Genomic DNA, 24,656 nt, shown 5'->3' on the forward strand with positions numbered 1-24,656 from the left:
GGGGGAGACGGCATGTGCGGCGGGGCCGGCGAGTGAAGTTCCTGCACACCTCCGACTGGCACCTCGGCCGGGCCTTCCACCGGGTGAACCTGCTCGGTGCCCAGGCCGCCTTCGTGGACCACCTCGTCGAGACGGTCCGCACGCACGAGGTCGACGCCGTCCTGGTCGCCGGCGACGTCTACGACCGTGCGGTGCCCCCGCTGCCCGCCGTCGAACTGTACGACCGGGCCCTGCACCGGCTCGCCGAGCTCGGGGTGCCCACGGTCATGATCTCCGGCAACCACGACTCCGCGCGCCGCCTCGGGGTCGGGGCCGGGCTGATCGGCCGCGCGGGAATCCACCTGCGGACCGACCCGGCCGGCTGCGCCGACCCCGTCGTACTGGCCGACGTACACGGTGACGTGGCGTTGTACGGGCTGCCGTACCTGGAGCCGGCCCTGGTCAAGGACGAGTTCAGCACACGGAAGGTCAGCCACGAGGCGGTCCTCGGCGCAGCCATGGACCGGATCCGGGCCGACCTCGCCACCCGACCGCCCGGCACCCGCTCCGTCGTCCTGGCGCACGCCTTCGTCACCGGCGGGCAGGCCAGCGACAGCGAGCGCGACATCAGCGTCGGCGGCGTCGAGGCCGTGCCCGCCTCCGTATTCGACGGGGTGGACTACGCCGCCCTCGGCCACCTCCACGGCTGCCAGACGATCAACGAACGTGTCCGCTACTCCGGTTCCCCGCTTGCCTACTCCTTCTCCGAGGCGGACCACCGCAAGACCATGTGGCTGATCGAACTGGGCGCACGGGGAGAGGTCGTCACCGCCGAGCGCGTCGACACCCCCGTACCGCGTGCCCTCGCGAGGCTGCGCGGACGTATCGACGACCTGCTCGCCGACCCCGCGTACGCCGTGCACGAGGACGCGTGGGTGGAGGCCACCCTCACCGACCCGGTCCGCCCCGAGGACCCCATGGCCCGCCTCGCCGCCCGCTTCCCGCACACCCTCACCCTGGCCTTCGACCCCGAGGGCCGCCGGGAGGAGACCGGAGCCTCCTACGCCCAGCGGCTGCGCGGCCGCACCGACCAGCAGATCGCCGAGGACTTCGTCGCCCACGTGCGCGGCGGCGGCCACCCGGACGAGGCCGAACGGGCTGTCCTCCAAGGCGCCTTCGACGACGTCCGCGCCGACGACAGCCGCCGGGAGACCCACCGATGAGGCTGCACCGGCTGGCCGTCACCGCCTTCGGGCCGTTCGCCGACCCCCAGGAGATCGACTTCGACGCCCTGTCCGGCGCCGGGATCTTCCTGCTGCACGGCCCCACGGGCGCGGGGAAGACCTCCGTCCTCGACGCCGTCTGCTACGCCCTCTACGGTTCCGTGCCAGGCGCCCGCCAGGCCCCCGGCACCAGCCTGCGCAGCGACCACGCCGCCGCCGGCACCCCGACCGAGGTCACCCTCGAACTCACCGCGGGCGGCCGCCGCCTGGAGATCACCCGCCGCCCCGAGCAGGAGCGCCCCAAGAAGCGCGGTACGGGCACCACCAAGGACAAGGCGCAGAGCTGGCTGCGCGAGCACACCGGCGAGGGCTGGGAGCCGCTCAGCCGCTCCCACCAGGAGATCGGCGAGGAGATCGAGCAACTGCTCGGCATGAGCCGCGAGCAGTTCTGCCAGGTCGTGCTGTTGCCGCAGGGGGAGTTCGCACGGTTCCTGCGCGCCGACGAGGCGGCCCGCGGCCGACTCCTCGGCCGGCTCTTCGACACCCGCCGGTTCGCGGCCGTCGAGACCCTGCTCGGGGAGCGGCGCCGGGCCGCCGAGGCCAGGGTCCGGGCCGGCGACGAGAAGGTGCTCCACACCGCCCAGCGACTTGCCCAGGCCGCTGGGGACAGCGCCGACCTGCGGGCCTGGCCGCTGCCCGGACACCAGCCGGGAGACCCCGGGCTGGCCGGAGCGGTCCGCGCCTGGGCGGCCGTCGCCCGCTGCTCGGCCCGGGAAAGGCTGGACGTCGCCGAATACGCGCTGGCCGCCGTCGAAGGCCGCTACGCCGCCGCCCGGCGGGCCGCCGAGGACGCGCGCGAGCTGGACCGGCTCCAGCGCCGGCACGCGGAGACCGCCCGCCGGGCCGCGCTGCTCGCCGAAGCGGAGCCCGAGCGGGCGCGTGTGCGCGCCCTGCTGGACGGGGCCCGGCGCGGAGCCATGGTGGCGCCCGCCCTGGAGCTGCGTGGCGCGGCCTCCTCGGCGCACCTCGCCGCGGCGCACGCCGAGACGGCGGCGCGGGCGGAACTGCCGCCCCCGCTGCGGGAGGCGGGCGCCGAACAGCTGGCCACCGTCGAGCAGCGGCTGCGCGAGGAGCTCGGCGCGCTCGGCGCTGCCCACCGCGCCGAGCAGCGCAGCGCCGAGATCGGCCGCGAACGGGCCGACCTGGAACGGGAGTCGCGGGCCGCCGAGGAACAGCACCAGGAGTCCGCCGAGTGGCTGGCGCGCTGGGACGAGACCCGCACCGCCCTCCAGGAACGGGCGGACGCCGCCCAGCAGGCCGCCACCCTCGCCGAACAGCTCGCCGGCCGGCTGGAACCGGCCCGGATGAGCCTCAACGCCGCCCGCAGGCGGGACGAGTTCGCCGCCGAGGCCGAACGCGCCGAAAGCGAACTGCGCGACCTGCGCGAGGAGTCGGCCGCCGCGCGCGAAAGCTGGCTGGAGCTGAAGGAGGCCCGGCTGCGCGGAATCGCCGCCGAGCTTGCCGAGGCACTCGTGGCCGGGGAGGCCTGCACGGTGTGCGGATCCGCGGAGCACCCCGCTCCGGCCCGTCCCGCACCCGGCCACGTGGACCGCGCCGCCGAGGACGCCGCCCACGCCGCCTTCGAACAGGCCGAGCAGGCCCGTTCCGCCGTCGAACGCCGGCTCGCCGCCGCCCGGGAGGCACGCGCCGAGGCCGCTGCCGCGGCCGGGGACGCCACCACAGCCGAACTCCTCGACCTCACCGCGGACCTGAGCGCCCGGCACGCCGCCGCCCACGCCGCGGCCGCCGGCCTGCACGCCGCCCGCGAGCAGCTCGCCCGTGCCGAACGCGAGCACGCCGCGCGCAGCGCCGACCGGCTGGACGCCGAGACCCGGGCCGCCGCCCGGGCCTCCCGCCGCGAGGCCCTGGACCGGGAACAGGCCTCACTGGAGGCCGAACTCGCCCTCGTACGGCGCGACGCGCCCACCGTCGCCGCCCGCGCCCGGACCTTGGAGGACCGGGTCCGGATGGTCGCCTCGGCCGCGGCCTGCCTGCGCCGGGCCGAGACGGCGGCCGCCCGGCTGAAGGAGGCCGACGACCAGCTCGCCGACGCCGCCTTCAAGGCCGGCTTCGACACCGTCGAGGCCGCCGCCGGCGCCGTCCTCCCCGAATACGAACGCACCGCGCTCCAGCACAGGTTGGACACCTGGCAGGCGGAGGAGGCCCTCCTGGCGGACCGCCTCGGCGAGAGCGGCACCGCAGAAGCGGCGGCACAGCCTCCGGCCGCACCGGACGCGGCCGAGGCGTATGCGGGCCGAGCCGCGGCGAAGCTGCGTGCGGCGGGCTCCGCCTGTGACGCGGCCCGGGTGCGCTGCACCGAGCTGGACCGGCTCTCCCGGCAGATGGAGCAGGAGCTGCGCGCGCTCGGCCCGCTGCGCGAGGCCTACGACCGGGTGGCCCGGCTGGCCGGACTGACCGCGGGCACCTCCGCCGACAACGAGCGCAAGATGCGGCTGGAGGCCTACGTGCTGGCCGCCCGCCTGGAGCAGGTGGCCGCCGCCGCGACGGTACGGCTGCTGCGCATGTCCGGCGGCCGCTACACCCTGGTCCACTCCGACGCGCGAGCGGGCGGACGCGGGCGTTCCGGCCTCGGGCTGCACGTGGTCGACGCGTGGACCGGCAGCGAGCGGGACACCGCCACCCTGTCCGGCGGCGAGACCTTCTTCGCGTCGCTCGCCCTCGCACTGGGTCTCGCCGACGTGGTCACCGACGAGGCCGGCGGCACCCGCCTCGACACCCTGTTCATCGACGAGGGCTTCGGCAGCCTCGACGACCAGGCGCTGGACGAGGTGCTCGACGTCCTGGACTCACTGCGAGAGCGGGACCGCAGCGTCGGCATCGTCAGCCATGTCGCGGACCTGCGCACCCGGGTCCAGGCGCAGCTGGAGATCGTCAAGCAGCGCGGCGGATCGGTGGTGCGCCACCGCACGGCGGCGCTCACGGACTGAGCGGGCCCGACGGGCTCACGCGTGGAGGGGGCCCGGGCACGACGCACGGGCCCGGGCAGGACGCACGGGCCCGGGCAGGACGCACGGGCCCTGGCAGGCTGCGTGGGCCGGGGCGGGGTCAGGGGCTGAGGGGGCGGCGGGGCAGCGGCGAGGAGTAGACGATGCTCGTCGTCACGGAGCCGAGTCCCGATATCCGGCCGGTGACCTCCTCCAGGTGCCCCATCGAGCGGGTCGCGACCTTGAGGACGAAGCAGTCGTCGCCCGTGACGTGATGGGCCTCCAGGATCTCCGGGGTGGCCTCCAGGAAGTCGTGGAACGGCTTGTAGTTGCCGTGCGGATAGCGCAGCCGCACCAGCGCGAGGATGGACTTGCCGAGCTTCTCCGGGTCCACGACGGCCGTGTAGCCGGTGATCACACCGGCCTCCTCCAGCCGGCGGACCCGCTCGGTGACGGCGCTCGCGGACATGGACACGCAGCGGGCGAGCTCGGTGAAACTGGCGCGGCCGTCCCGCTGAAGCGCCTCGAGGATCCGCCAGTCGGTCGCGTCAGGGCAATAGTCGGTCATGTGGCAGGTCTAGCAGGGGATTCCCCGGCGAGACAAGGAAAAGGCCGGGGAAACCCACTTCCTGGGATGATCAACAGATCGTAGATTCCTGGCCATGACGACGACGCAGAACGCTTCCGCACCCGCCGCCACCAACCCCGTGCTCCGCGTGCCCCCGGCCTCCCCGGCCGCGGCCGCCGCGTACTTCGCCGCGAGCCTGGCCTTCCACGCGGATGTCTCTGACGTCGCGAGCGCCTTCACGGCCCACCGCGAGTCGGGCGCCGAGCTCGGCTTCCAGCTCGTCGACTCCCGCTCCACGCCCTCGTGGGACCAGGCGCACGTGCCCGGTGCGATCCACCTGCCCACCGCCCTCATCCCCGAGCAGGCCGAGCGTCTCCTGGACAAGAGCCTCCCCGTGGTGACGTACTGCTGGGGCCCCGGCTGCAACGGCGGCACCCGCTCCGCCCTCGCCCTGGCCGAACTCGGCTTCCAGGTCAAGGAGATGCTCGGCGGCATCGAGTACTGGATCCGCGAGGGCTTCGAGGTCGAGACCTGGCAGGGCACGCAGCGGCGCGGCGCGGCCGACCCGCTGACCGCGCCGACCGAATCGGACGACTGCGGCTGCTGACGCCCCGCACGCGTACGGGCCGCTCACTTCTGAGGGAGTGAGCTGCCCGTACGTCCCCCGGCATCCGGCATCCGGCATCCGGCGTACGCCCGGCGGCCGTGCCGCGCGGTGCCGTCAGAGCTTCGACAGCTCGTCCAGCAGGTCGTCCAGCCCCAGCGACCCCTGCGACAGCGCCGCCATGTGCCAGGCCTTCAGGTCGAAGGAATCGCCGTGCGCGGCACGTGCGTTGTCCCGGCCCAGCAGCCAGGTGCGCTCGCCCAGCTTGTAGCCGATCGCCTGGCCCGGCATCGACAGGTAGCGGGTCAGCTCGCTCTCCACGAACTCCGCCGGCCGGCCGCTGTGCAGGCCGAAGAACTCCTGCGCGAGGTCCACGGTCCACGTCTCGCCCGGGTGGAACGGCGAGTCGGCCGGGATCTCCAGGCCCAGGTGCATGCCGATGTCGACGATGACCCGCGCCGCCCGCATCATCTGGCAGTCCAGGTAGCCCAGGCGCTGCTCGGCGTCCTTGAGGTAGCCCAGTTCGTCCATCAGGCGCTCCGCGTACAGGGCCCAGCCCTCGCAGTTGGCGCTGACCCAGCCGACCGTGGCCTGGTAGCGGGAGAGCTGGTCCGCCACGTGCGTCCACTGCGCGAGCTGCAGGTGGTGGCCGGGCACGCCCTCGTGGTACCAGGTGGACACCAGGTCGTAGACCGGGAAGCGGGTCTGCCCCATGGTCGGCAGCCAGGTGCGGCCGGGCCGGGAGAAGTCCTCCGACGGGGAGGTGTAGTACGGGGCCGCGGGGCCGCCCGGAGGGGCGATCCGGGATTCCACCCTGCGGACGCGCTCTGCCAGTTCGAAGTGCGTGCCGTCGAGGTTCTCGATGGCCTCGTCCATCAGGCCCTGCAACCAGGCCTGGACCTCTTCCACCCCCTCGATGTGGGTGCCGTGCTCGTCCAGGTGCCGCAGCGCCTCCCAGGGGCCCGCGCCCGGGAGGATCTTGCCCGCCTCGGTCTTCATCTCGGCGAGCAGCCGGTGGTACTCCGACCAGCCGTAGGCGTACGCCTCGTCCAGGTCCAGGTCCGTGCCGTTGAAGTACCGCGACCAGCGGGCGTAGCGCTCGCGGCCCACCGTGTCGGGCCGGCCCTCGACGGCCGGGGCGTACACCGCGGTCATCCAGTCGCGCAGTTCGACGACGGCGGCGGTGGCGCCGGCGGCCGCCTCGTCCAGCTCGCCGCGCAGGGCCTGCGGGCCGCCGGAGGCGAAGTCCTTGAAGAAGGGCGCGGCGGTGCCGTCCTGGCCCGCCCAGGTGGTCAACTGGCCGATCATCGTCCCGGTGGCGCGCGGGCCGCCGTACAGGCCGCGCTCCAGGCCGAGCTGCAGCGTCTCGCGGTAGCCGGCGAAGGCGGTCGGGACGGCGCGCAGCCGCTCGGCGATGGCCGCCCAGTCCTCGTCGGTGTCGGCAGGGGTCAGGGAGAAGACCTCGCGGACCGAGTGAACCGGGCTGTGGATGTTGCTGACCGCGCGCAGGTCCTCGTCGGCCTCGTGGACCGCGAGCTCGGCGGTGAGGCGTTCGCGCAGGAGTCGGCCGCAGCGCCGCTCGGCGTCGCTGTCGGCGCCGGGCAGCGCTTCGGCGGCGTCGAGGCGGGCGAGGGTCTCACGGGAGAGCTCGGCGACGGCCGCGCGGCCCGCCGGGGAGAAGTCGGGGAGCTTGGCGGAGCTCTCGGCTACACCCAGGTAGGTGCCGGTGATCGGGTCGAGGGCGATGAGGCCGTCGACGTAATCGTCGGCCACCTGGCGGGGCAGCCGGGGGGCGCTGCCGGTGTGGAGGGTCTCTGACATGCGGCCATCTTCGTATGTGATGCGTCCTCCCGTCATCACCGATTGTCGTCAGCCTCCTGACACGGGCTGGACCACGGCTGCCGGCCGCGGTCCGCAACGATCAACCAGGCCTGTGTACAAGCGACTTCGCGAGCCGGAGGGAGCTCGGCCGATGACGGCGCGGTCCGGAGTTTGGCCGGATCCGGACGCGGGCGCCCGCTCCGGCCGGAGCGGGCGCCCGCGCGGCGGCCCGGCGCTCAGTGCGGGCGGCGCGGAGCCTGGTGGGCGTGCGGCAGCCCGAGGGGGAGCCCGTGGGACGGCCGGGAGCCGACACCGGTCGCGTCCAGCCGGGCCGTGATCACCAGCGTGCCCTCCTCGATCTGGTAGTCGAGGGGGAGTCCGAGGCCGCGCATGGCGGCGACCATGCCGGTGTTGGCGGCCTGGGTGACGGCGTACACACTGTCGCACCCGGCTTCGACGGCCATGGCGAGGAGCCGGCGCAGCAGCTCGGAGCCGATGCCGCGGCGCTGCCAGTCGTCCTCGATGAGCAGGGCGATCTCGGTCTCGTCGCCGTCCCACAGCAGGTGGCCGAGGGCTACGAGCTTTCCGGACGCGGTGGTGGCGGCGAGGGTGCGGCCGAAGCGGGGGCTGAGCAGGTGGCCGAGGTAGCGGTCGGCGTCGGCGACGGGGCCGTGGTAGCGCAGCCCGAGGGTGCGCTCGGAGCAGCGGTCGTGCATGGCGCGGGCCGCGGGCAGGTCGGAGCCGTCGGCGCGGCGCACGGTGATCTCGTTGCCCTCGGGGAGCGTCAGTACGTCCTGGCTGCGCGGTACGCGCGGGCCGAGCCGGGCGTCGAGTTCGACGAGGGCGCGGGCCCGGGCGAACTCGGTGGGGGTGAACGGCAGATAGGGCCGCTCCACGGTGATCGCACCGCCCGAGGGGTCGCGCAGCCGCATGACCGTCGCCTCCAGCACGCCCTCGACCGGGGCGTCCGCGCCGGCGTTCGGGCGGCCGGAGAGGGTGGTGGCCGGGATCGAGTGGATCGTGCAGCGGCCGAGCAACTGGCGCAGGGCCAGGGGGAGCTCGGCGGCGTCCAACGCGGTGCGGGTGGCCAGGCCCAGCAGCCGGGTCGGGGTGTCGACGAGGTCGTGGGCGTCGGCGCGCTCGATCCAGGTGCTGTGGCCGCCGGCCCGGGAGACGGCGCGGGTGAGGTCGCCGGAGGGGAGCTGCTGCGGGGCGCGCAGCAGGAACTCGTCCACGGTGCCGCCCTCGGGCAGCGGGTGCGTCTGGAGGGTCAGGATGTCCACGCCGTGGCGGGCGAGGGCGGTGCACAGGACGGCCAGGGAGCCGGGCTGGTCCCGTACGGTCGTACGCATCCGCCACAGGGTGGTGGCGCCGGCGTTTCCGGGGGCGGCGGGCGCCGGGGGTGCCGGAGTGCCGGGCGGAGCTGAGCTGGGCGGCGGCGCATGGCTGTGGCGCCGTGCCCACCACGTGTGGAACGCTGCGGTCACCAGCAGCGCGATGGCCGAGGCGACCAGCAGGATCGGACCCCTGGGGCCGTGTACGACGAGATTGGCGATGGCGTCGGCGACCGCGACGGCGCAGAAGAGTGCGGCGAGTTCGACGACGTCGCGGCGCCAGTGGTGGCGGTGGGGACGCTGGGCGGGGGCGTGGGTACGGTCAGTCATGCACACCACTGTTGCTCAAGGGTGTTGCGTGATCACGAACGCTCTGTGACCGACTGGTTAAGTGTCCATCTGGCCGATTTCACCCGGCTTTCGGGGCGTTTTCCAGGTCGCCCTACTGGCCCACCCGCCCGGGCCGGAGAGTCCGGGTGAAGAGGACGTGCCCTCCCTGACGGCGCAACCGGACGGTCAGGTCCCCGCTGCCGCCGTCGATGTCGACCTCACCGTAGTACGGGGGGTTTTCGGACGGCGACATGTTGGCGAAGGGAGCCGACTGGACGAAGGCCGTCTCCGGACCGAAGGTGGCGTCGAGCCGGCCGGCCGGGAAGCCGCCCGCGCCGATGGGGCCGGAGACGAACTCCCAGAACGGCGCGAAGTCGGTGAAGGCTGCCCGCTCGGGCGCGTAGTGGTGGGCGGCGGTGTAGTGCACGTCGGCGGTGAGCCAGAGGGTCCCGGTGATCCGCCGGTGCTTGATGTGCCGCAGCAGTTCGGCGATCTGCAGCTCCCGGCCCAGTGGGGCGCCCGGGTCGCCCTGGGCGACGGCCTCGAAGTTCGCGGCCCCGTCGGGGACGACGATGCCCAGGGGCATGTCGGCGGCGATGACCTTCCAGGTGGCCCGGGAGCGGGCGAGCTCGCGCTTGAGCCACGCCAGCTGCTCGGGGCCGAGGATGCCGATGGGATCCTCGGACCGGTCGTTGGGGGAGTTGGCGTTGCGGTAGGTGCGCATGTCGAGCACGAAGACGTCGAGGAGCGGGCCGTAGCGCATCACGCGGTACATCCGGCCCTCGGCGGGGCCGCCGCGCAGGTCGGTGACCGGGAAGTACTCGCCGAAGGCGCGGCGGGCGCGGGCGGCGAGGGTGTCGGCCTCCTTGACGCTGTAGCGGGGGTCGTCGATCAGCTGCCCCGGGTACCAGTTGTTGCGCACCTCGTGGTCGTCCCACTGGGCGAGGACGGGGACCTGGGCGTTGAAACCGAGGAGGTTGCGGTCGAGGAGGTTGTAGCGGAAGTTCCCCCGGAACTCCTCCAGGGTCTCGGCGACCTTCGACTTCTCCGCGGTGGTGATGTTGCGCCAGACGGTGCCGTCGCGCTGCGGTACGGCCGACTCGATCGGCCCGTCGGCGTAGACCGTGTCGCCGCTGAAGAGGAAGAAGTCGGGATTGCGCCGGCGCATCTCGTCGAAGACGCGGTAGCCGCCGACGTCGGGGTTGATGCCCCAGCCCTGGCCCGCCAGGTCTCCGGACCACAGGAAGCGCACGTCGCGTCGGCGTGAGACCGGGGTGGTGCGGAAGGTGCCGTGGACGGGCTCGGCGGTACGGCGGGGGTCGTCGGGGTCGGCCAGGACGACCCGGTAGTGGACCTGCTGCCCGGGCGGGAGGTCGCGCAGGACGGTGGTCGCGGTGAAGTCGCTCGACGGGCCGAGCAGCGGGCCGCGGTGGCGGCGTACGGCGTAGCGGAACGCCTCGCTCGGGGAAGTCTCGACGTACATCCGCGCGAGGCGGTCGGACCGGGTCCACACGGTGGCCGAGTGCGCGGTGATCTCACCGGACTGGACGCCCCAGTGCGCGTTCGGCCGGCCGGAGCGGGCGAAGGCGGGCGCGGCGAGCGCGGGCGCGGCGAGCAGCGCCGAGGACAGGGCGAGGGAATTGCCGATGAGGGACCGTCGGGTGTGTGGGGTCGATGCCATCGGTGCGTCTCCAGGGGGCGGCGAGGACGGGTCGGACCAGGGTGCCGTCGCACACCGGCCCGACCGCGTCGCCCACGCGAACCGGGGATGAACAGCGGTCAGCCGCTCATCCGTTCAGACGTTCAACCCCTTGACCCGCACCGGTCCGGCACGCTCAGGCGACCGGTCCGGCACGCTCACGCGACCGGTCCGGCACGCTCACGCGACCGGTCCCGCACACTCACGCGACGGGTTCCGCACACGCACGCGACGGAACGGCGGCGCTGCGTGCCGTGTCCAGCACCACGCGGGCGACGAGCGCCGGATCGTCGCTCATCGGGACGTGACCGCACCCCGGGAGGCGGACCAGTCGCGCGCCGGGGACGGTGTGCTTGGCGCGGACGCCCTGGCGGCGCAGCAGCAGCCGGTCGCGGGTGCCCCACGCGATGGTGACCGGCAGCCCCGGCACGTCGTCGGTGAAGCGAACGGAACCACCCGCGGCCAGAGTGTCCTCGAATCCGGTGGCATGGCGCAGGGCGAGGGTCTCGGCGACCACGGCCTCGGGCGAACGACGGGACGGGCGGGCATAGATGGTCCCCGTGAGCGCGGCGCGGCCGGCGGCGCTGCGCGAGAGCCGGTGGACGGCGGGGACGGGCAGCGTCCTGGCGCCCGCCCGCATGGCGAGGAGCGCGGCGAAGGCGTAGCGGCGCTCGCCCTCGGTCCAGAAGCCGGCGGGGGAGAGTGCCGTGATCGAGCGGACGAGATTGCTCCGGCCCATTTCGAGGGCGAGCAGGCCGCCGAGGGAATTGCCCGCCACGTGCGGGCGCTCGACACCGAGGGCCGTGCAGAGCGCTGCGAGTGCGTGCGCCACGGTGTCCAGGGAGTACGGAACACCCTCGGGCAGCGGCTCCGACGCGCCGAAGCCGGGCAGGTCGACCGCGATCACGTCGTGCTCGGCGGACAGGATGTCGGTCACCGGATGCCAGGCCTGCAGGTGGTGACCGATCCCGTGCAGCAGGAGAAGCGGTTCGCCCGCGCCCTTGCGCTCGTAGGCGGCTGTGGTGGTGCGGGGTCCGAGCGGCGAATCGATCGTGAAGGAGACCGTGGCGGTCATGCTGCTCCTCGTCGGTTGGACTGCTGCGAGACAGGCTGTCAGGAGTGCCCACCGCCATGATTACCGTCGGGTAGCCCTTGACTACAAGCCCTTGCGGCGTATGAGAACATCCCGTGAACGGCTTGCTACATATGCCCGATCTGCCCGGCAAAGGTATGAGCATTGGTCTTGACCAAGGGGGTGCACCGTCCTATCGTCGCAGGGATAGTGCAGGAACCTTTAATAAACAAAGGCGCGGAACTGCCGCTGGAACACACGGCGAGTGCAGCGATGGCAGGAGGAGTCAGGGTGGGGACCACGCAGCTCGAAACGGTGCCGGAACCGAAGTACTGGCACCTCAAGACCGTCCTCAGCGAGGCGCTCGACCAGGACTTCGCCGTCGGCGAGGTGCTGCCCAACGAGCGTGAGCTCGCAGCCCGCTTCGGAGTCGCCCGCGCGACACTGCGTCAGGCGCTGGAGCAGCTGGAGCTCGAAGGCCGGCTGCAGCGCCGCCGCGGCGTCGGCACCACCGTCGCCCCGCCGCGCGTCGGCGTCGCCGTGGGCAGCACGCAGCACGGCTGGCCCGGGGAGGCCGCCGACGGCTGGGAGCCGCAGGACGCCTCGGAGTCCCTACCGCCCGCAGCGGTGCTGAAGCTCCTCGGCACCGGTGGGGCGTTCGCCGCCGACCAGCCGGTCCACACCGTGCGCCGCACCAGGATGACGAACGGTCAGGCCGTCGCCGCCGAGCTCCTGTACGTGCCGGCCGCCTCGGTGCCCGGCCTCCCCGCCATCGAGGCCCCGTCGGGTCCCGCCCGCGCACGTGCCGTCCTGCGCGAGCTGCAGCGGCTGGTTCTCGACGGCCAGGACCGCTCGGTGGAGCTGGGCTCCGCCCGCGCCGACGACGCCAAGGAACTGGACCGCCTGCCCGGCGCGCCGGTGCTCCTGGTCACCACGCGGTACTTCACCGCCGCGGGCACGGCCGCTGTCTCGGTGGCCACCTACCGCGCCGACACCTGCCGCCTCACCTTCGGGGACTCGGGCGGCGTCGAGATCACGCACGAACCCGTCGCTTCCTGACACCCGACCGTCCACCAACGGCCGTGTCCCCGGCCCGCGTCTGCGGGGTCGGGGCCACGGCCGTATCGGCTCTCCGGGGTGCGCGGCCGGGCCGCGAGAGCCCTGGGGGCGGGGCCTCAGCGGCGGCGGGCCGTGACGGTCTTCTCCACGGCGAAGAGCTCCTCCTCGACATGGTCGAGCGCGAGCCGGAGGGCGCCGGTCGCCACCGCCGCCTCGCCGAGCAGCGACAGGGCCACCCGCGGCGGGCGCAGGCAGTAGCGCTCCAGCTCCCGGCGCAGGGGTTCCAGGACCCCGTCGAGGCCGGCCGCCCAGCCGCCGACGACCACCAGCTCCGGATCCATCGCCAGGACCAGCGCCGCCACGTCGTGCACCAGGCGCTGCAGGAACCTCTCCACGGCGGCGACCGCCCGCTCGTCGCCCCGCTTGGCCTTCGCGAAGACCTCGGCGACGGCCGGCTCGTCCAGCGGGTGCAGCGGCTCGCCCGTCGTCGACAGGAGCCGCTCGGGCGTCGCCTCGCGGCCCAGCAGGTGCAGCGCGCCGATCTCCCCGGCCGCCCCGCCGAAGCCCCGGTGGAGCCGGCCGCCGATGAGCGAGCCCGCGCCCGGGCTGAGGCCCGCCATCACGAAGACCATGTCCCCGGTGTCCCGTGCGGCGCCCTTCCAGTGCTCGGCGACGGCCGCCGCGTTGGCGTCGTTCTCCACCTGCACCGGGCAGCGGAACGAGCGCCGCAACCGGTCCCCGAGCGGCAGCCCGGTCCAGCCGGGCAGAGCGGTGCCGAGGCGTACGGTGCCGTCGGCCTCCACGATTCCGGGGCTGCCGACGCCGACCGCCCGCAGGGAGTCGCGCGGCACACCGGCTCGGCGCAGGAGATCGGCGACGGCCGCGCGCACCCGCTCCAGCCGTTCGTCGGCCGAGGCCGTCTCGGCGACCTCCTTGGTGCCCGCGCCGATGATGCGGCCGTCCAGCCCGGACAGCAGGACCGCGATCCGGTGCGCGCCGATCTCGATACCGAGCAGGTGCCCTGCCTCGGTCCGGAACCGGAACCGCCTGGCCGGCCGCCCCTGCCGCCGCGCGCCCTCCTCCGCGTCGGCCTCGACGACGAGCCCGGTCCCGATCAGCCCCTCCACGACCCCTTCGACGGTCGGCCGGGAGAGCCCGGTCAGCCGGGTGAGGTCGGTGAGGGTCGGCGACCCGGCCGTGCGCAGTGCCCTGAGCACCACCGCGGAATTGATCCGCCGAAGCAGAGAGGGATCCCCGCCGGTCAGCTGCCCCAACGTGTGTCCTCCCAGCTAGCGAGCTTGTCAGCCGGATCGTACTGCGCGTCGGGTGCGGCGGCGAGAAGCAGCCCCCCATCGGCCAAGGCAGGCTCTTCCTCTCAGGCGGGTGAGACGAAGCCCGACTCGTACGCCGTGATCACCGCCTGGGTGCGGTCGCGAGCCCCCAGCTTCGCCAGGATCGCACTGACGTGGGACTTGACCGTCTCCGTGCCGATGATCAGTTCGGACGCGATCTCCACGTTGGTGAGCCCCCGCGCCATGAGCCGCAGGACCGCCTCCTCCCGCTCGGTCAGCGCGGCCCGCTCCAGCACCGCCCGTGCCTGCCGGTTGCCGTACTCCGCGGCCAGGGCGCGCACTGCCGCCGGGAAGAGCAGGGTCTCGCCCTCCGCCACCAGCCGTACCGCGTGCACGATCTCGGAAGGCCTGGCCCGCTTCAGCAGGAACCCGTCCGCTCCGGCCCGCAGCGCCTGGTAGACGTACTCGTCGTTCTCGAAGGTGGTCACCACGAGGATCTTCGGCGGGGAGGCCACCGTGCGCAGCACCGCGCGGGTCGCCTCGATCCCGTCGAGCAGCGGCATCCGCACGTCCATGGCCACCACGTCCGGCCGCAACTGCCGCACGAGCGGGATCACGGAGGCGCCGTCGGCCGCCTCACCCACCACCTCGATGTCGGGCTGGGCGTCCAGGACGGCGCGCAGACCCGCGCGGACCAGGGGTTCGTCGTCGACGAGCAGTACGGTAACCGGCATCCCGTCAGCGTATTCGCTCCAGCGGAAGCCGTGCGCGCACCCTCCAGCCGCCCTCGTACGGTCCTGTCTCGGCCTCCCCGCCGAGCAGCGCCGCCCGTTCCCGTATGCCGCGCAGTCCGCTGCCGCCGCCCGGTATGACGGCGGGGCGCTCGGGCAGTGCGTTCGTCACCTCCATCTCCAGCCGGTCCACGGCCATCTCCACGCGCACCCGGACCGGTACGGGCCCGCAGTGGCGCAGCACGTTGGTGAGCGACTCCTGCAGGATGCGGTACCCCTCCCGGGTGACCGGACCCGGCAGCTTCTCCAGCGGCCCGGTCAGTCGCGCGTCCACCTCGGAACCGGAGGCCCGGGCCGACTCCAGCAGCCGGTCGGCCTCCGCCAGCGTCGGCCGCTGCGACGGCGGCTGTCCGGACTCCCGCAGCACTCCGAGCACCCGCTCCAGGTCCTCCAGCGCGGCGCGGCCTGTCTCCTCGATGGCGGACAACGCCCGGTCGGTGAAAGCGGGATCACCCGCTGCGCGCGCCGCCCCCGCCTGCACTACGGCGACGGTCAACGCGTGCCCGATCGAGTCGTGCAGCTCCCGTGCGATCCGGGTCCGCTCCAGCAACTGCTCCGTACGCGCCTCCAGGGCGCTCAGCCGCTCGGCCGCGGAGGGACTGAGCAGCCGCGTGGCGATGACGGTCACCAACTCGCCGAGCAGGACCACGACGACCATCAGCACGAGGAGGGGAACGGGCGCCAGCAGCGCGGCGACCCAGCGACGCTCGGGTATGAGCGGCGCCAGGGGCCCAGGATCCGGGGAATACCCGAGAGCGTTCGCGATGAGCTCGACAGTCAGCGCGGGCATCCACACGGTGGCGGCCACCGCACCCGTCGCGATGACCATCCGCGTCTCCAGCCACAGCACCGTCCGCCAGCGGTCGCCCCAGTGCGCCGAAGGAGCCAGGCTTATGGCGCCGTCGTCGGAGCCTCGGTCGTACGGCGTGAGCAGGAACTGCGCCTGGAGGCCCTCCGCCAGCCGCACCCAGGGCACCAGACCGAACGGCAGGACGAGCAGCATCGGTCCCCACGGCCACTCCGGCACCACGAACATCCATATGGCCAACAGCAGCAGAGGCACGCAGAGGTGCAACCAGCGTGAATAGGTCACTGGTTGGAACGGAGCCCGGAGCAGTCGGTACATGGCTCCATGGTGGCAGCGACCTGTTGGGTGCCGTCTCCCCCACGTGGGGGAGACGGCACCCTCGCATGGGGGAGGGAAGGGGGTCGGGCCGACGGCGAGCCTTGAGCCATGAACAGCATCGAGATCCGTGAACTGACCAAGGCATACGGCACCCACCGCGCGGTGGACGGCCTCACCTTCGATGTCCTGCCCGGCCGGGTCACCGGTTTCCTGGGCCCCAACGGCGCGGGGAAGTCGACCACCATGCGCCTGCTGCTGGGACTGGACCGGCCCACTTCGGGCACGGCCACCATCGGCGGCCGGCGCTACCTGGACCTGCCCGACCCACTGCACCGGGTCGGCGCCCTCCTGGACGCGCAGTCGGCCCACGGCGGCCGTACCGCCCGCGACCACCTGCGCATCCTCTCCGCCGCCGGCCGCATTCCGACGCGCAGGGTGGACGAGGTCCTGGAGCAGGCCGGAATAGCCTCCGTGGCGGGGCGGCGGATCAAGTCCTTCTCGCTCGGCATGCGCCAGCGCCTGGGCATAGCCGCCGCGCTGCTGGGCGATCCCGGCGTGCTCCTGCTGGACGAGCCCACCAACGGCCTCGACCCCGAGGGCATCATCTGGATCCGCGAGCTGATGCGCGGGCTCGCGGCCGAAGGGCGGACCGTGCTGGTCTCCAGCCACCTCATGTCCGAGACCTCCGCACTCGCCGACCACCTGGTCGTCCTCGGCAACGGCAAGCTGCTGGCCGACACGTCGATGGAGGAGTTCATCGACGCCCGCAGCACCCGGAGGGTGCGCCTGCGCACCTCGGATCCGGGCCGGCTGCGCACCGCTCTCGCCCGGGACGGCTTCGATCTGGCCGACGCGGGCGACGGGCGATGGACCGTCGAGGGCATACAGGCCGAGCAGCTCGGCAACCTGGCCGCCCGTGAGGGCATCCCCGTGCTGGAACTGTCCGACGAGCGCGCCTCACTGGAGCAGGCCTACCTCGACCTCACGTCCGCCCACGCGCAGTTCACCGCTACCCACTGACTTCCCGACCTCCAGGAGGCCCCGCCATGCGCGCCGCTCTGCCCACCGCCCCCGCCCTGCACTCGGAATGGATCAAGATACGGTCCCTGCGCGGCACCCTCGGGGGGCTCATAGCCGTCTTCCTCGTCACCGCGGGCATCCAGGCTCTGACGGCAGCCGCCATCGGCCGGTCCGAGGACGGCAGCATGGGTGACGATCCGCTCTTCGCGGCTTACTACGGCGTTTCCTTCGGCCAGATCGCCGCCATGGTCTTCGGTGCCGGCGCCATATCCTGCGAGTTCCACAACGGGGCGCTGCGCACGTCGCTGGCAGCGGTGCCGAACCGCACCCGCTTCTACCTGTCGAAGATCGCGACAGTGGGCCTCCTGGCCCTGCTGGTGGGGCAGGCCGCCGGGCTGGTCACTTTCGTCGCGGGTCAGGCGTTCATGGGGCAGTACGCCCTCGAGCTCGGCGACCCGGGTACCTACCGTGCCGTCGTCGGCAGCGGGCTCTACCTCACGCTGATGGCGCTGTTCGCGGCCGGGCTGACCGCTGTGCTGCGCAGCGGGACGGTCGTCCTGAGCCTGCTCATACCCTTCGTCCTGCTGGTGTCCTTCGTCGTGGGCGAGGCTGCGGGAGGCGCGGCCCGGTTCCTGCCGGATCGCGCCGGGCAGTTGGTGCTGCACGCCCAGACGCAGGACGACCTGGGTCCCTGGACCGGGCTCGGCGTGATGGCCCTCTGGGCAGCGGCCGCGGTGTTCGGCGGCTGGCTGGCGGTGCGCCGCAGGGACGCGTGACAGCAGGCCAGTTGTCAGTGCTGCTCGGGATACTGACGGTATGACCACGGCAGAGCACCTCGACACGATCGACCGGCTCCTGGCGAAGGAGTTCCCCCGGGAGCCGGTCCGTACCGTCGACAGCAGCAGCGGTCCGGGATTCCATCTGGTGCGGCTGTCCCGGACACGGCATTTCTGGGACGACGACGGCTCGGGCCGGATCGAGGCCGCCGACCAGATAAGCGCCGAATACGGGGCGCTCACGCAGGCCGTGGCCGACCGGTGGGGAGACCCGCAGGTCTTCAGCCTGGGGACGCTGAGGGACCGTGTGGTGGAGGGGGAGGAGATACCGGAGCCGTGGAAGGAACTGAGCGGCAGCACCGACCACGTCCACCTGTGGCGGGCCGGAGACCACTGGCTGGTGGCCTGTGTGACACAGCGGGACGGCGAGGACCCCTACCTGCTGACGGCAGGGGCCACTGTCATCGATCCGCCGTAGGGTTGCCGGAGTGAGTGACGTATACGAGCTGATGATCGCCGTGGACCTGCGGGACGAAATCTCCGATTCCGAACTGGCCGAGCTGAACTGGCATCTGGGGACCGGAGCCCGACCGGAGCGCCTGACCATCGTCACCGAGTTCCCGGTCGTGGTGCTGGACGACTCGGACATGCCGGTGATCGAGGCCGATCCCCGTCCTCTGCTGGCCGGGCGGGGCGCCGCGTGGCGGGTGGGGGGCGTCCTCTGTTCGGCGCTGGCGAGCCGTGCCCACCTTCCCCGGACGGGCTGGTCGGTGATGTCCCGCCAGGAGATACACCCTGACGACTTCGACGGAATCGGTGAGCTGCTCTGCTGGCTGGCCGCAAGGGCTCACGCGACGCACATACGCGGGGACGGCGCGGTCGGGATCGGACTCCTCAGGTTCCACGAAGCCGAGGTCCCCGAGGTGCTCCAGGTCGAGCACGGAAAGGTCTGCTGGCCCGCCTGAGCCGCGTCCTAGCCGGCGGGGGATTCAGCGGCGTCGCGGAGGCGGGCGTATTCCTGGGCCATGGAGTCGGCGGTCCAGTGGGCGTTGAGGCCGCTGGGGTTGGGGAGGGCCCAGATGCGGGTGGAGCCGATGGTCCGCTCCTGGGGGCCGATCTGTGCCTTCTTCTCGCCGAAGGCCGTGCGGTAGGCGGTCACTCCCACCACCGCCAGCCACTGTGGCCGGAGGAGTTCCACCTTGGCCGTCAGGATGCGGCCGCCCTCGCGGAACTCCTCGGCGCTCAGCTCGTCGGCGCGCGCTGTTGCGCGGGCCACGACGTTGGTGATGCCGAGGCGGTAGGTGAGGAGTTCCTCCTGTTCCGCGGGAGCCAGGCGGCGCGGGGTGAAGCCCGAGAGGTGCAGGACCGGCCAGAAGCGGTTGCCGGGGCGGGCGAAGTGGTGGCCCGTCGCGGCGGAGAGGAGACCTGGGTTGATGCCGCAGAACAGCACACGCAGACCGCCCGCGACCACGTCCGGGAGGACGCGGTCGCGGGCGGCGGCCAGCTCTTCGGGGGTCAGAGGATCGACCCCGGCGCGTACCCGGCGGCCTCCGGGTGCTGCTTGGCGATCGCCTCGATACGGGAGACGACCGACGCGACCTGGTCGCCCGCGGCACCGGTGAAGGACAGCTTGTCCGCCATCAGCGCGTCGAGCTGGGCGCGGTCCAGAGGCATCCGCTCGTCGGCGGCCAGCTTGTCCAGCAGCTCGTTGCGCTCGGCGCCCCGCTCGCGCATGGCGAGCGCGGAGGCCACCGCGTGCTCCTTGATGACCTCGTGGGCGGCCTCGCGGCCCACGCCCGCGCGGACCGCGCCCATCAGGACCTTGGTGGTCGCGAGGAAGGGCAGGTAACGGTCCAGCTCGCGGGCGACGACCGCGGGGAAGGCGCCGAACTCGTCGAGGACCGTCAGGAAGGTCTCCAGCAGGCCGTCGAACGCGAAGAAGGCATCCGGCAGGGCCACGCGGCGGACCACGGAGCAGGAGACGTCGCCCTCGTTCCACTGGTCGCCGGCCAGCTCGCCGGTCATCGAGGCGTAGCCCCGCAGGATGACCATCAGGCCGTTCACGCGCTCGCAGGAGCGGGTGTTCATCTTGTGCGGCATCGCCGAGGAACCGACCTGGCCGGGCTTGAAGCCCTCGGTGACCAGCTCGTGGCCGGCCATCAGCCGGATCGTCTTGGCGATCGAGGACGGCGCGGCGGCCAGCTGGACCAGGGCGGTCACCACGTCGTAGTCGAGGGAGCGCGGGTAGACCTGGCCGACCGAGGTGAAGGCGTGCGCGAAGCCGAGGTGGGCGGCGATGCGCTGTTCGAGGTCGGCGAGCTTGGCGACGTCGCCGCCGAGGAGGTCGAGCATGTCCTGGGCGGTGCCGACGGGGCCCTTGATACCGCGCAGCGGGTAACGCTCGAGGAGGTTCTCCAGGCGGTCGTAGGCCACCAGAAGCTCGTCGGCCGCCGTCGCGAACCGCTTGCCCAGGGTGGTCGCCTGCGCGGCCACGTTGTGCGAGCGGCCGGCCATCACCAGCTCGGCGTGCTCGCCGGCCAGCTTGGCGAGGCGGGCGAGCACGGCGACCGTGCGGTCGCGGGCCAGCTCCAGCGAGAGGCGGATCTGGAGCTGCTCGACGTTCTCGGTCAGGTCGCGGGAGGTCATGCCCTTGTGGACGTGCTCGTGTCCGGCGAGGGCGTTGAACTCCTCGATCCGGGCCTTCACGTCGTGCCGGGTGACCTTCTCGCGTTCGGCGATGGAGGCGAGGTCCACGTCTTCCAGGACGCGCTCGTAGTCGGCGAGGGCCGCGTCCGGGACCTCGATACCGAGGTCCTTCTGGGCGCGCAGCACGGCGAGCCACAGCCGCCGCTCCAGCGTCACCTTGTACTCGGGGGACCACAGGACGGCGAGCTCCGCGGAGGCGTAGCGGCCGGCCAGGACATTGGGAATGCGGGGCTTGGCAGTCACGTGTAGGGATTCTACTTGGGCCGCAGCTGTGTGTTTACGCAGGTCGGGCCACCGCTCGTGATTGTGCCTTGCTACGAGAGCGGTGCGTCCGCGTAGGGCTGCAGCTCGGGCCGCTTGGCCGGGCGGCCGTCCCCCGACGAGCGGCCCGTCAGGCGGCGGCCGATCCAGGGGAGCAGGTGCTGCCGGGCGAAGCTCAGGTCCTGGGTCCGGCGCACCGCCCAGCCGGGCGGCTCGGCGACGGGCAGTTCGGTGCGCCAGTCCAGCTCCGCGGGCAGGCCCAGGGTCTGCCAGACGGCCTCCGCCACCCGGCGGTGGCCCTCGGCCGTCAGGTGCAGCCGGTCGACGTCCCACATCCGGGGGTCCGCGAGGACCGGGGCGCCGTAGAGGTCCACCACCAGCGCGCCGTGGCGGGCCGCGAGCTCGTCGATGGTGGCGAACAGCTGCTCCATGCGTGGGCGGAAGCGCTCCATCACCGGCCCGTTGCGCCCCGGGGAGCGCATCAGGACGAGCTGCTTGCACGAGGGTGCGAGCAGTTCGACCGCCCTCTCCAGGTGGTCCCGGACCTGGCCCATGTCCACCTTGGGGCGCAGGGTGTCGTTCAGCCCGCCCACCAGGGTGACCACGTCGGCGCCCATCGCGGCCGCCACGGGGGCCTGGTCCTGCGCGATCTGGCCGATGAGCTTTCCGCGGACCGCGAGGTTCGCGTAGCGGAAGCCCGGCTCGCGCGCCGCGAGGCGGGCGGCCAGCAGGTCGGCCCAGCCCCGGTAGGAGCCGTCCGGCAGGAGGTCGGACATGCCCTCGGTGAAGGAGTCGCCGACCGCGACGAAACTGGTGTAAGAGGCATTCATCTGCATGGCGGAGTGATGTTACCGCGCGGTACCCCGGCCCCGCAGGCCCGGGGACCCGCGCTCCCCGCGTGCCCTACGTGGAGGCCGGCCTTCCGAACAGCTCCCGCAGCACGTCCTCCATCGTCACCAGGCCGGTCATGGCGCCCTCCGCCCCGAGCACCGCCGCCAGGTGGGTGCGGCTGCGCCGCATGGCGGTCAGTACGTCGTCCAGCGGGGTCTCCGCCCGGACCTGCGCGATCGGGCGCAGCGCCGACGCCGGGAACGGCTCGTCGCGGGCCTCCCCGTCCGCGTCGAGGGCGTCCTTCACGTGCAGGTAGCCGAGGATCCCCTGCTGCGCGTCGACCACCGGGAAACGGGAGTACCCGCTCTCGGCCGACAGCCGCTCCAGCCCCGCCGGAGTGATGCCCTCGCGCGCCGAGATCACCCGCTCCGCAGGCAGCACCACATCGGTCACCGGTCGCCGGCCCAGTTCCAGGGCGTCGTGCAGGCGCTCGCTGGCCCGGTCGTCGAGGAGTCCCGCGTCACTGGAGTCCTTCACCATCCGGGCCAGCTCGTCGTCCGTGAACGTGGCCCCGACCTCGTCCTTGACCTCGACCCGCAGCAGCCGCAGCAGGGCGTTGGCGAAGGCGTTGATCGCGAAGATCACCGGCCGCAGCGCCCGGGTGAGGGTCACCAGCGGAGGCCCCAGCAGCAGCGCCGTGCGCACCGGCTCGGACAGCGCCACGTTTTTCGGCAGCATTTCGCCGAAGAGCATGTGCAGGTACGTCGCCAGGGCCAGCGCCACCACGAAGGAGATCGCGTGGGTGAGCCCGGACGGCACTCCGACCAGGTCGAAGAGCGGGGTCAGCAGATGGGCGATGGCAGGCTCGGCCACCACGCCCAGCACCAGCGTGCACAGCGTGATGCCGAGCTGCGCCGCGGCCATCAGCGCGGACACGTGCTCGAGCCCCCACAGGACGGCGCGGGCCCGCCGGTCGCCCTGCTCGGCGTACGGCTCGATCTGGCTGCGCCGGACCGAGATCAGCGCGAACTCCGCGCCGACGAAGAAGGCGTTCACGACCAGCGTCGCCAGGCCGATCAACAGCTGGATCGCGGTCATCGCGCGTCCTCCGTACCGTCCGGGGAACCGGCGGGAGCGTGCAGCAGCACCCGCGCCGCCCGGCGCCCGATGTCGTCCACCACTTCCAGCTGCCAGCCGTCCAGCTCCAGGCTGTCGCCGACGGACGGGATCCGGCCCAGCTCGTTCGCTATCAGGCCGGCCAGCGTCTCGTACGGGCCTTCGGGCACCCGCAGCCCGATCCGCCGGAGCTGGTCGGTGCGCGCGGCGCCGTCGGCGGAGTACAGCTGCCGCCCGGAGGCGTCCGTACCGGCCGCGGCCAGGTCGGGGGTTTCGTGCGGGTCGTGCTCGTCGCGCACCTCGCCGACGACTTCCTCGACGATGTCCTCCAGCGTGGCCACGCCCGCCGTTCCGCCGTACTCGTCGATGACCACGGCCATGGTCTGCTTGCCGGACAGCCTGTCCAGCAGCCGGTCCACGGTCAGCGACTCCGGTACGAGGAGAGGCTCGCGCAGCAGCTGCGACACCGGGCGGCGGCGCCGTTCCTCGGCGGGCAGCGCCAGCACGTCCTTGATGTGGACGGTACCGACGACGGTGTCGAGGCTTCCGCGGTAGACGGGGAAGCGGGACAGGCCGGTGGCCATCGTCGCGTTCGCCACGTCCTCGGCGGTGGTCTGCACGTCGAGGGCGGTGACCTGGACGCGGGGGGTCATCACGTTCTCCGCGGTCAGGTCGGCCAGGTTCAGGGTCCGGACGAACAGCTCGGCCGTGTCCTTCTCCAGGGCGCCCTGCTTGGCGGAGTGCCGGGCCAGGGCGACCAGCTCCTGCGGGGTGCGCGCCGACGCCAGTTCCTCGGTCGGCTCCATGCCGATGCGGCGCACCAGGTGGTTGGCCGTGGTGTTGAGGTGGCTGATGAGCGGTCGGAAGGCCCGGCTGAAGACCCGCTGGAAGGTCGCCACCCGCTTGGCAATCGCCAGCGGGGAGGAGATGGCCCAGTTCTTCGGCACCAGTTCGCCGACGACCATCAGGACGACGGTGGACAGGACCGTGCCGAGGACCAGGGCCGTTGAGGACGCGGCGCTCGCCGACAGTCCCAGGGCTTCGAACGGCCCCTGGAGCAGGGCGGCGATCGAGGGCTTGGAGATCATGCCGATGACCAGGCCGGTCACGGTGATGCCGAGCTGGGCGCCGGAGAGCTGGAAGGTGAGGGTGCGGACGGCCGCGAGGGCACTGTCGGCACCGCGCTCACCGCGCTCGGCGGCCCGCTCGAGTTCGCTGCGCTCGACGGTCGTGAGGGAGAACTCGGCCGCGACGAAGATTCCGCAGGCAAGGCAGAGCAGCAGTGCCACGACGAGCAGGAGCACCTCGGTCATCGGTCGATCACCTCCGTCCCATGATCGGCCAGGAGGAGGGGGATCGCGCGGTGTCGCGGCGCAGTGGAATGTCGTGGACTGGGAGGCTCGCCCATGGGCGGACGCTCACACACCTTTCACTCGAGAGGGACCTGTCCCCACATGGTAAAGGAAGGGCAAAGCGATCGGATCATTCTTTTGGCGGAGCGCGGCCGGATGATGGGATCCGGGGCATGAGCGATCTTCACATAGGCCCGGCCTCGGCCGGGGACCTCGGTGCCGTACTGGACTTCTGGAAGACGGCCGCCGAGGGGACGAGCATCAGCGACGACCTCGTGGGTGTCGAACGACTCCACGAGCGGGACCCGCAGGCGCTGCTGCTGGCACACCGCGACGGTGAGCTCGTCGGGACCGTGATCGCGGGTTTCGACGGCTGGCGCTGTCACCTCTACCGGCTCGCCGTGCACCCCGCGCACCGGCGGCAGGGGACGGGGCGTGCGCTGCTGGCCGCCGCGGAGGAGCGTTTCGCCGCGCTGGGCGGGCGGCGTGCCGACGCGATGGTGCTCGACCGGAACGAGCGGGCGCACCCGGCGTGGGAGGCGGCCGGGTACGGGCCGCAGGAGGCGTGGACGCGGTGGGTGAAGCCGCTCGGCTGACCACCGGGGGCGCAGTCTCCCCGGCGGTGCGCCCCCGGCCCGCGCGAGGCTCCACCCCCGGCGCCCGCGGAGCGCAGACCGGGACCGCCCCGCAC

Annotated in this window: 22 protein-coding genes; 9 read left to right on the top strand and 13 right to left on the bottom strand. The window is 72.9% G+C overall.

Annotation, left to right across the window (positions count from 1 at the left end; all coding sequences use genetic code 11):
- The first annotated feature begins 32 nt into the window (after positions 1 to 32).
- Positions 33 to 1,202: an exonuclease SbcCD subunit D gene (locus ACZ6JS_RS32340; RefSeq protein ID WP_469303269.1), complete on the top strand. Its 1,170-nt coding sequence runs from the start codon at positions 33 to 35 to the stop codon at positions 1,200 to 1,202.
- On the top strand, positions 1,199 to 4,210 hold the full coding sequence (locus tag ACZ6JS_RS32345; RefSeq protein WP_469303271.1) for an AAA family ATPase: 3,012 nt from the start codon (positions 1,199 to 1,201) through the stop codon (positions 4,208 to 4,210). The genes ACZ6JS_RS32340 and ACZ6JS_RS32345 overlap by 4 nt, the downstream gene beginning before the upstream one ends.
- Positions 4,211 to 4,328: 118 nt before the next feature.
- On the opposite strand, the gene ACZ6JS_RS32350 is transcribed toward ACZ6JS_RS32345, so the two are convergent.
- Positions 4,329 to 4,775, bottom strand: coding sequence for an Lrp/AsnC family transcriptional regulator (locus ACZ6JS_RS32350; protein ID WP_469303272.1), 447 nt, complete (start codon positions 4,773 to 4,775; stop codon positions 4,329 to 4,331).
- Positions 4,776 to 4,869: 94 nt separating this feature from the next.
- Here ACZ6JS_RS32350 and ACZ6JS_RS32355 point away from each other — a divergent pair, with 94 nt between their 5' ends.
- Positions 4,870 to 5,382 carry a rhodanese-like domain-containing protein gene (locus ACZ6JS_RS32355; protein WP_469303274.1) on the top strand — a complete coding sequence of 171 codons (513 nt, stop codon included), beginning with the start codon at positions 4,870 to 4,872 and terminating at the stop codon, positions 5,380 to 5,382.
- A 114-nt stretch (positions 5,383 to 5,496) separates the two neighbouring features.
- Here the strand turns inward: ACZ6JS_RS32355 and ACZ6JS_RS32360 are convergent, their stop codons facing one another.
- The 4 genes from ACZ6JS_RS32360 to ACZ6JS_RS32375 form a co-directional block, all read right to left on the bottom strand.
- Positions 5,497 to 7,200 (bottom strand): DUF885 domain-containing protein, encoded by a 1,704-nt coding sequence (locus tag ACZ6JS_RS32360; RefSeq protein WP_469303276.1) that lies wholly within the window; start codon positions 7,198 to 7,200, stop codon positions 5,497 to 5,499.
- Positions 7,201 to 7,436: 236 nt separating this feature from the next.
- Positions 7,437 to 8,864 (bottom strand): GNAT family N-acetyltransferase, encoded by a 1,428-nt coding sequence (locus tag ACZ6JS_RS32365; RefSeq protein ID WP_469303278.1) that lies wholly within the window; start codon positions 8,862 to 8,864, stop codon positions 7,437 to 7,439.
- Positions 8,865 to 8,976: 112 nt separating this feature from the next.
- Positions 8,977 to 10,545, bottom strand: coding sequence for an alkaline phosphatase D family protein (locus ACZ6JS_RS32370; RefSeq protein WP_469303280.1), 1,569 nt, complete (start codon positions 10,543 to 10,545; stop codon positions 8,977 to 8,979).
- 220 nt (positions 10,546 to 10,765) lie between these two features.
- Positions 10,766 to 11,638: an alpha/beta fold hydrolase gene (locus ACZ6JS_RS32375; RefSeq protein ID WP_469303282.1), complete on the bottom strand. Its 873-nt coding sequence runs from the start codon at positions 11,636 to 11,638 to the stop codon at positions 10,766 to 10,768.
- A 288-nt stretch (positions 11,639 to 11,926) separates the two neighbouring features.
- On the opposite strand from ACZ6JS_RS32375, the gene ACZ6JS_RS32380 reads away from it, so the two are divergent.
- Positions 11,927 to 12,694: a GntR family transcriptional regulator gene (locus ACZ6JS_RS32380; RefSeq protein ID WP_469303284.1), complete on the top strand. Its 768-nt coding sequence runs from the start codon at positions 11,927 to 11,929 to the stop codon at positions 12,692 to 12,694.
- 116 nt (positions 12,695 to 12,810) lie between these two features.
- Here the strand turns inward: ACZ6JS_RS32380 and ACZ6JS_RS32385 are convergent, their stop codons facing one another.
- From ACZ6JS_RS32385 to ACZ6JS_RS32395, 3 genes are all read right to left on the bottom strand, one after another.
- On the bottom strand, positions 12,811 to 13,968 hold the full coding sequence (locus ACZ6JS_RS32385) for an ROK family transcriptional regulator (protein ID WP_469303286.1): 1,158 nt from the start codon (positions 13,966 to 13,968) through the stop codon (positions 12,811 to 12,813).
- A gap of 101 nt (positions 13,969 to 14,069) precedes the next feature.
- Complete coding sequence (locus ACZ6JS_RS32390) at positions 14,070 to 14,720, bottom strand: response regulator (protein WP_469303287.1); 651 nt, start codon at positions 14,718 to 14,720, stop codon at positions 14,070 to 14,072.
- 4 nt (positions 14,721 to 14,724) lie between these two features.
- Positions 14,725 to 15,903 carry a sensor histidine kinase gene (locus tag ACZ6JS_RS32395; protein ID WP_469303289.1) on the bottom strand — a complete coding sequence of 393 codons (1,179 nt, stop codon included), beginning with the start codon at positions 15,901 to 15,903 and terminating at the stop codon, positions 14,725 to 14,727.
- A 108-nt stretch (positions 15,904 to 16,011) separates the two neighbouring features.
- Between ACZ6JS_RS32395 and ACZ6JS_RS32400 the strand changes: the two genes are divergently transcribed.
- Genes ACZ6JS_RS32400 through ACZ6JS_RS32415 form a run of 4 tightly spaced genes read left to right on the top strand, consistent with a single transcriptional unit; the run spans position 16,012 to position 18,664 of the window.
- The gene (locus ACZ6JS_RS32400; protein WP_469303290.1) at positions 16,012 to 16,923 is read left to right on the top strand and encodes an ABC transporter ATP-binding protein; all 912 of its coding nucleotides are present in this window, start codon (positions 16,012 to 16,014) and stop codon (positions 16,921 to 16,923) included.
- Positions 16,924 to 16,949: 26 nt separating this feature from the next.
- Positions 16,950 to 17,699 carry an ABC transporter permease gene (locus tag ACZ6JS_RS32405; RefSeq protein ID WP_469303292.1) on the top strand — a complete coding sequence of 250 codons (750 nt, stop codon included), beginning with the start codon at positions 16,950 to 16,952 and terminating at the stop codon, positions 17,697 to 17,699.
- Positions 17,700 to 17,739: 40 nt separating this feature from the next.
- Entirely contained in the window at positions 17,740 to 18,177 is a 438-nt protein-coding gene (locus tag ACZ6JS_RS32410) for a hypothetical protein (RefSeq protein ID WP_469303294.1), read from the top strand.
- Positions 18,178 to 18,187: 10 nt separating this feature from the next.
- Positions 18,188 to 18,664 (top strand): hypothetical protein, encoded by a 477-nt coding sequence (locus ACZ6JS_RS32415; RefSeq protein WP_469303296.1) that lies wholly within the window; start codon positions 18,188 to 18,190, stop codon positions 18,662 to 18,664.
- An 8-nt stretch (positions 18,665 to 18,672) separates the two neighbouring features.
- Here ACZ6JS_RS32415 and mug read toward each other — a convergent pair whose 3' ends face one another.
- The 5 genes from mug to ACZ6JS_RS32440 form a co-directional block, all read right to left on the bottom strand.
- Positions 18,673 to 19,218 (bottom strand): G/U mismatch-specific DNA glycosylase, encoded by a 546-nt coding sequence (mug, locus tag ACZ6JS_RS32420; protein WP_469303448.1) that lies wholly within the window; start codon positions 19,216 to 19,218, stop codon positions 18,673 to 18,675.
- The gene (gene purB / locus ACZ6JS_RS32425) at positions 19,215 to 20,648 is read right to left on the bottom strand and encodes an adenylosuccinate lyase (protein ID WP_469303298.1); all 1,434 of its coding nucleotides are present in this window, start codon (positions 20,646 to 20,648) and stop codon (positions 19,215 to 19,217) included. Before purB ends, mug begins: the two co-directional genes overlap by 4 nt.
- Positions 20,649 to 20,719: 71 nt before the next feature.
- Positions 20,720 to 21,502, bottom strand: coding sequence for an SGNH/GDSL hydrolase family protein (locus ACZ6JS_RS32430; RefSeq protein WP_469303299.1), 783 nt, complete (start codon positions 21,500 to 21,502; stop codon positions 20,720 to 20,722).
- A 67-nt stretch (positions 21,503 to 21,569) separates the two neighbouring features.
- Positions 21,570 to 22,595 carry a hemolysin family protein gene (locus ACZ6JS_RS32435; protein WP_469303301.1) on the bottom strand — a complete coding sequence of 342 codons (1,026 nt, stop codon included), beginning with the start codon at positions 22,593 to 22,595 and terminating at the stop codon, positions 21,570 to 21,572.
- Positions 22,592 to 23,926 carry a hemolysin family protein gene (locus tag ACZ6JS_RS32440; RefSeq protein WP_469303303.1) on the bottom strand — a complete coding sequence of 445 codons (1,335 nt, stop codon included), beginning with the start codon at positions 23,924 to 23,926 and terminating at the stop codon, positions 22,592 to 22,594. Before ACZ6JS_RS32440 ends, ACZ6JS_RS32435 begins: the two co-directional genes overlap by 4 nt.
- A gap of 212 nt (positions 23,927 to 24,138) precedes the next feature.
- On the opposite strand from ACZ6JS_RS32440, the gene ACZ6JS_RS32445 reads away from it, so the two are divergent.
- Positions 24,139 to 24,561 (top strand): GNAT family N-acetyltransferase, encoded by a 423-nt coding sequence (locus tag ACZ6JS_RS32445; RefSeq protein ID WP_469303305.1) that lies wholly within the window; start codon positions 24,139 to 24,141, stop codon positions 24,559 to 24,561.
- Positions 24,562 to 24,656 lie beyond the last annotated feature (95 nt).

The organism is Streptomyces sp. NPDC046349 (assembly GCF_055587885.1).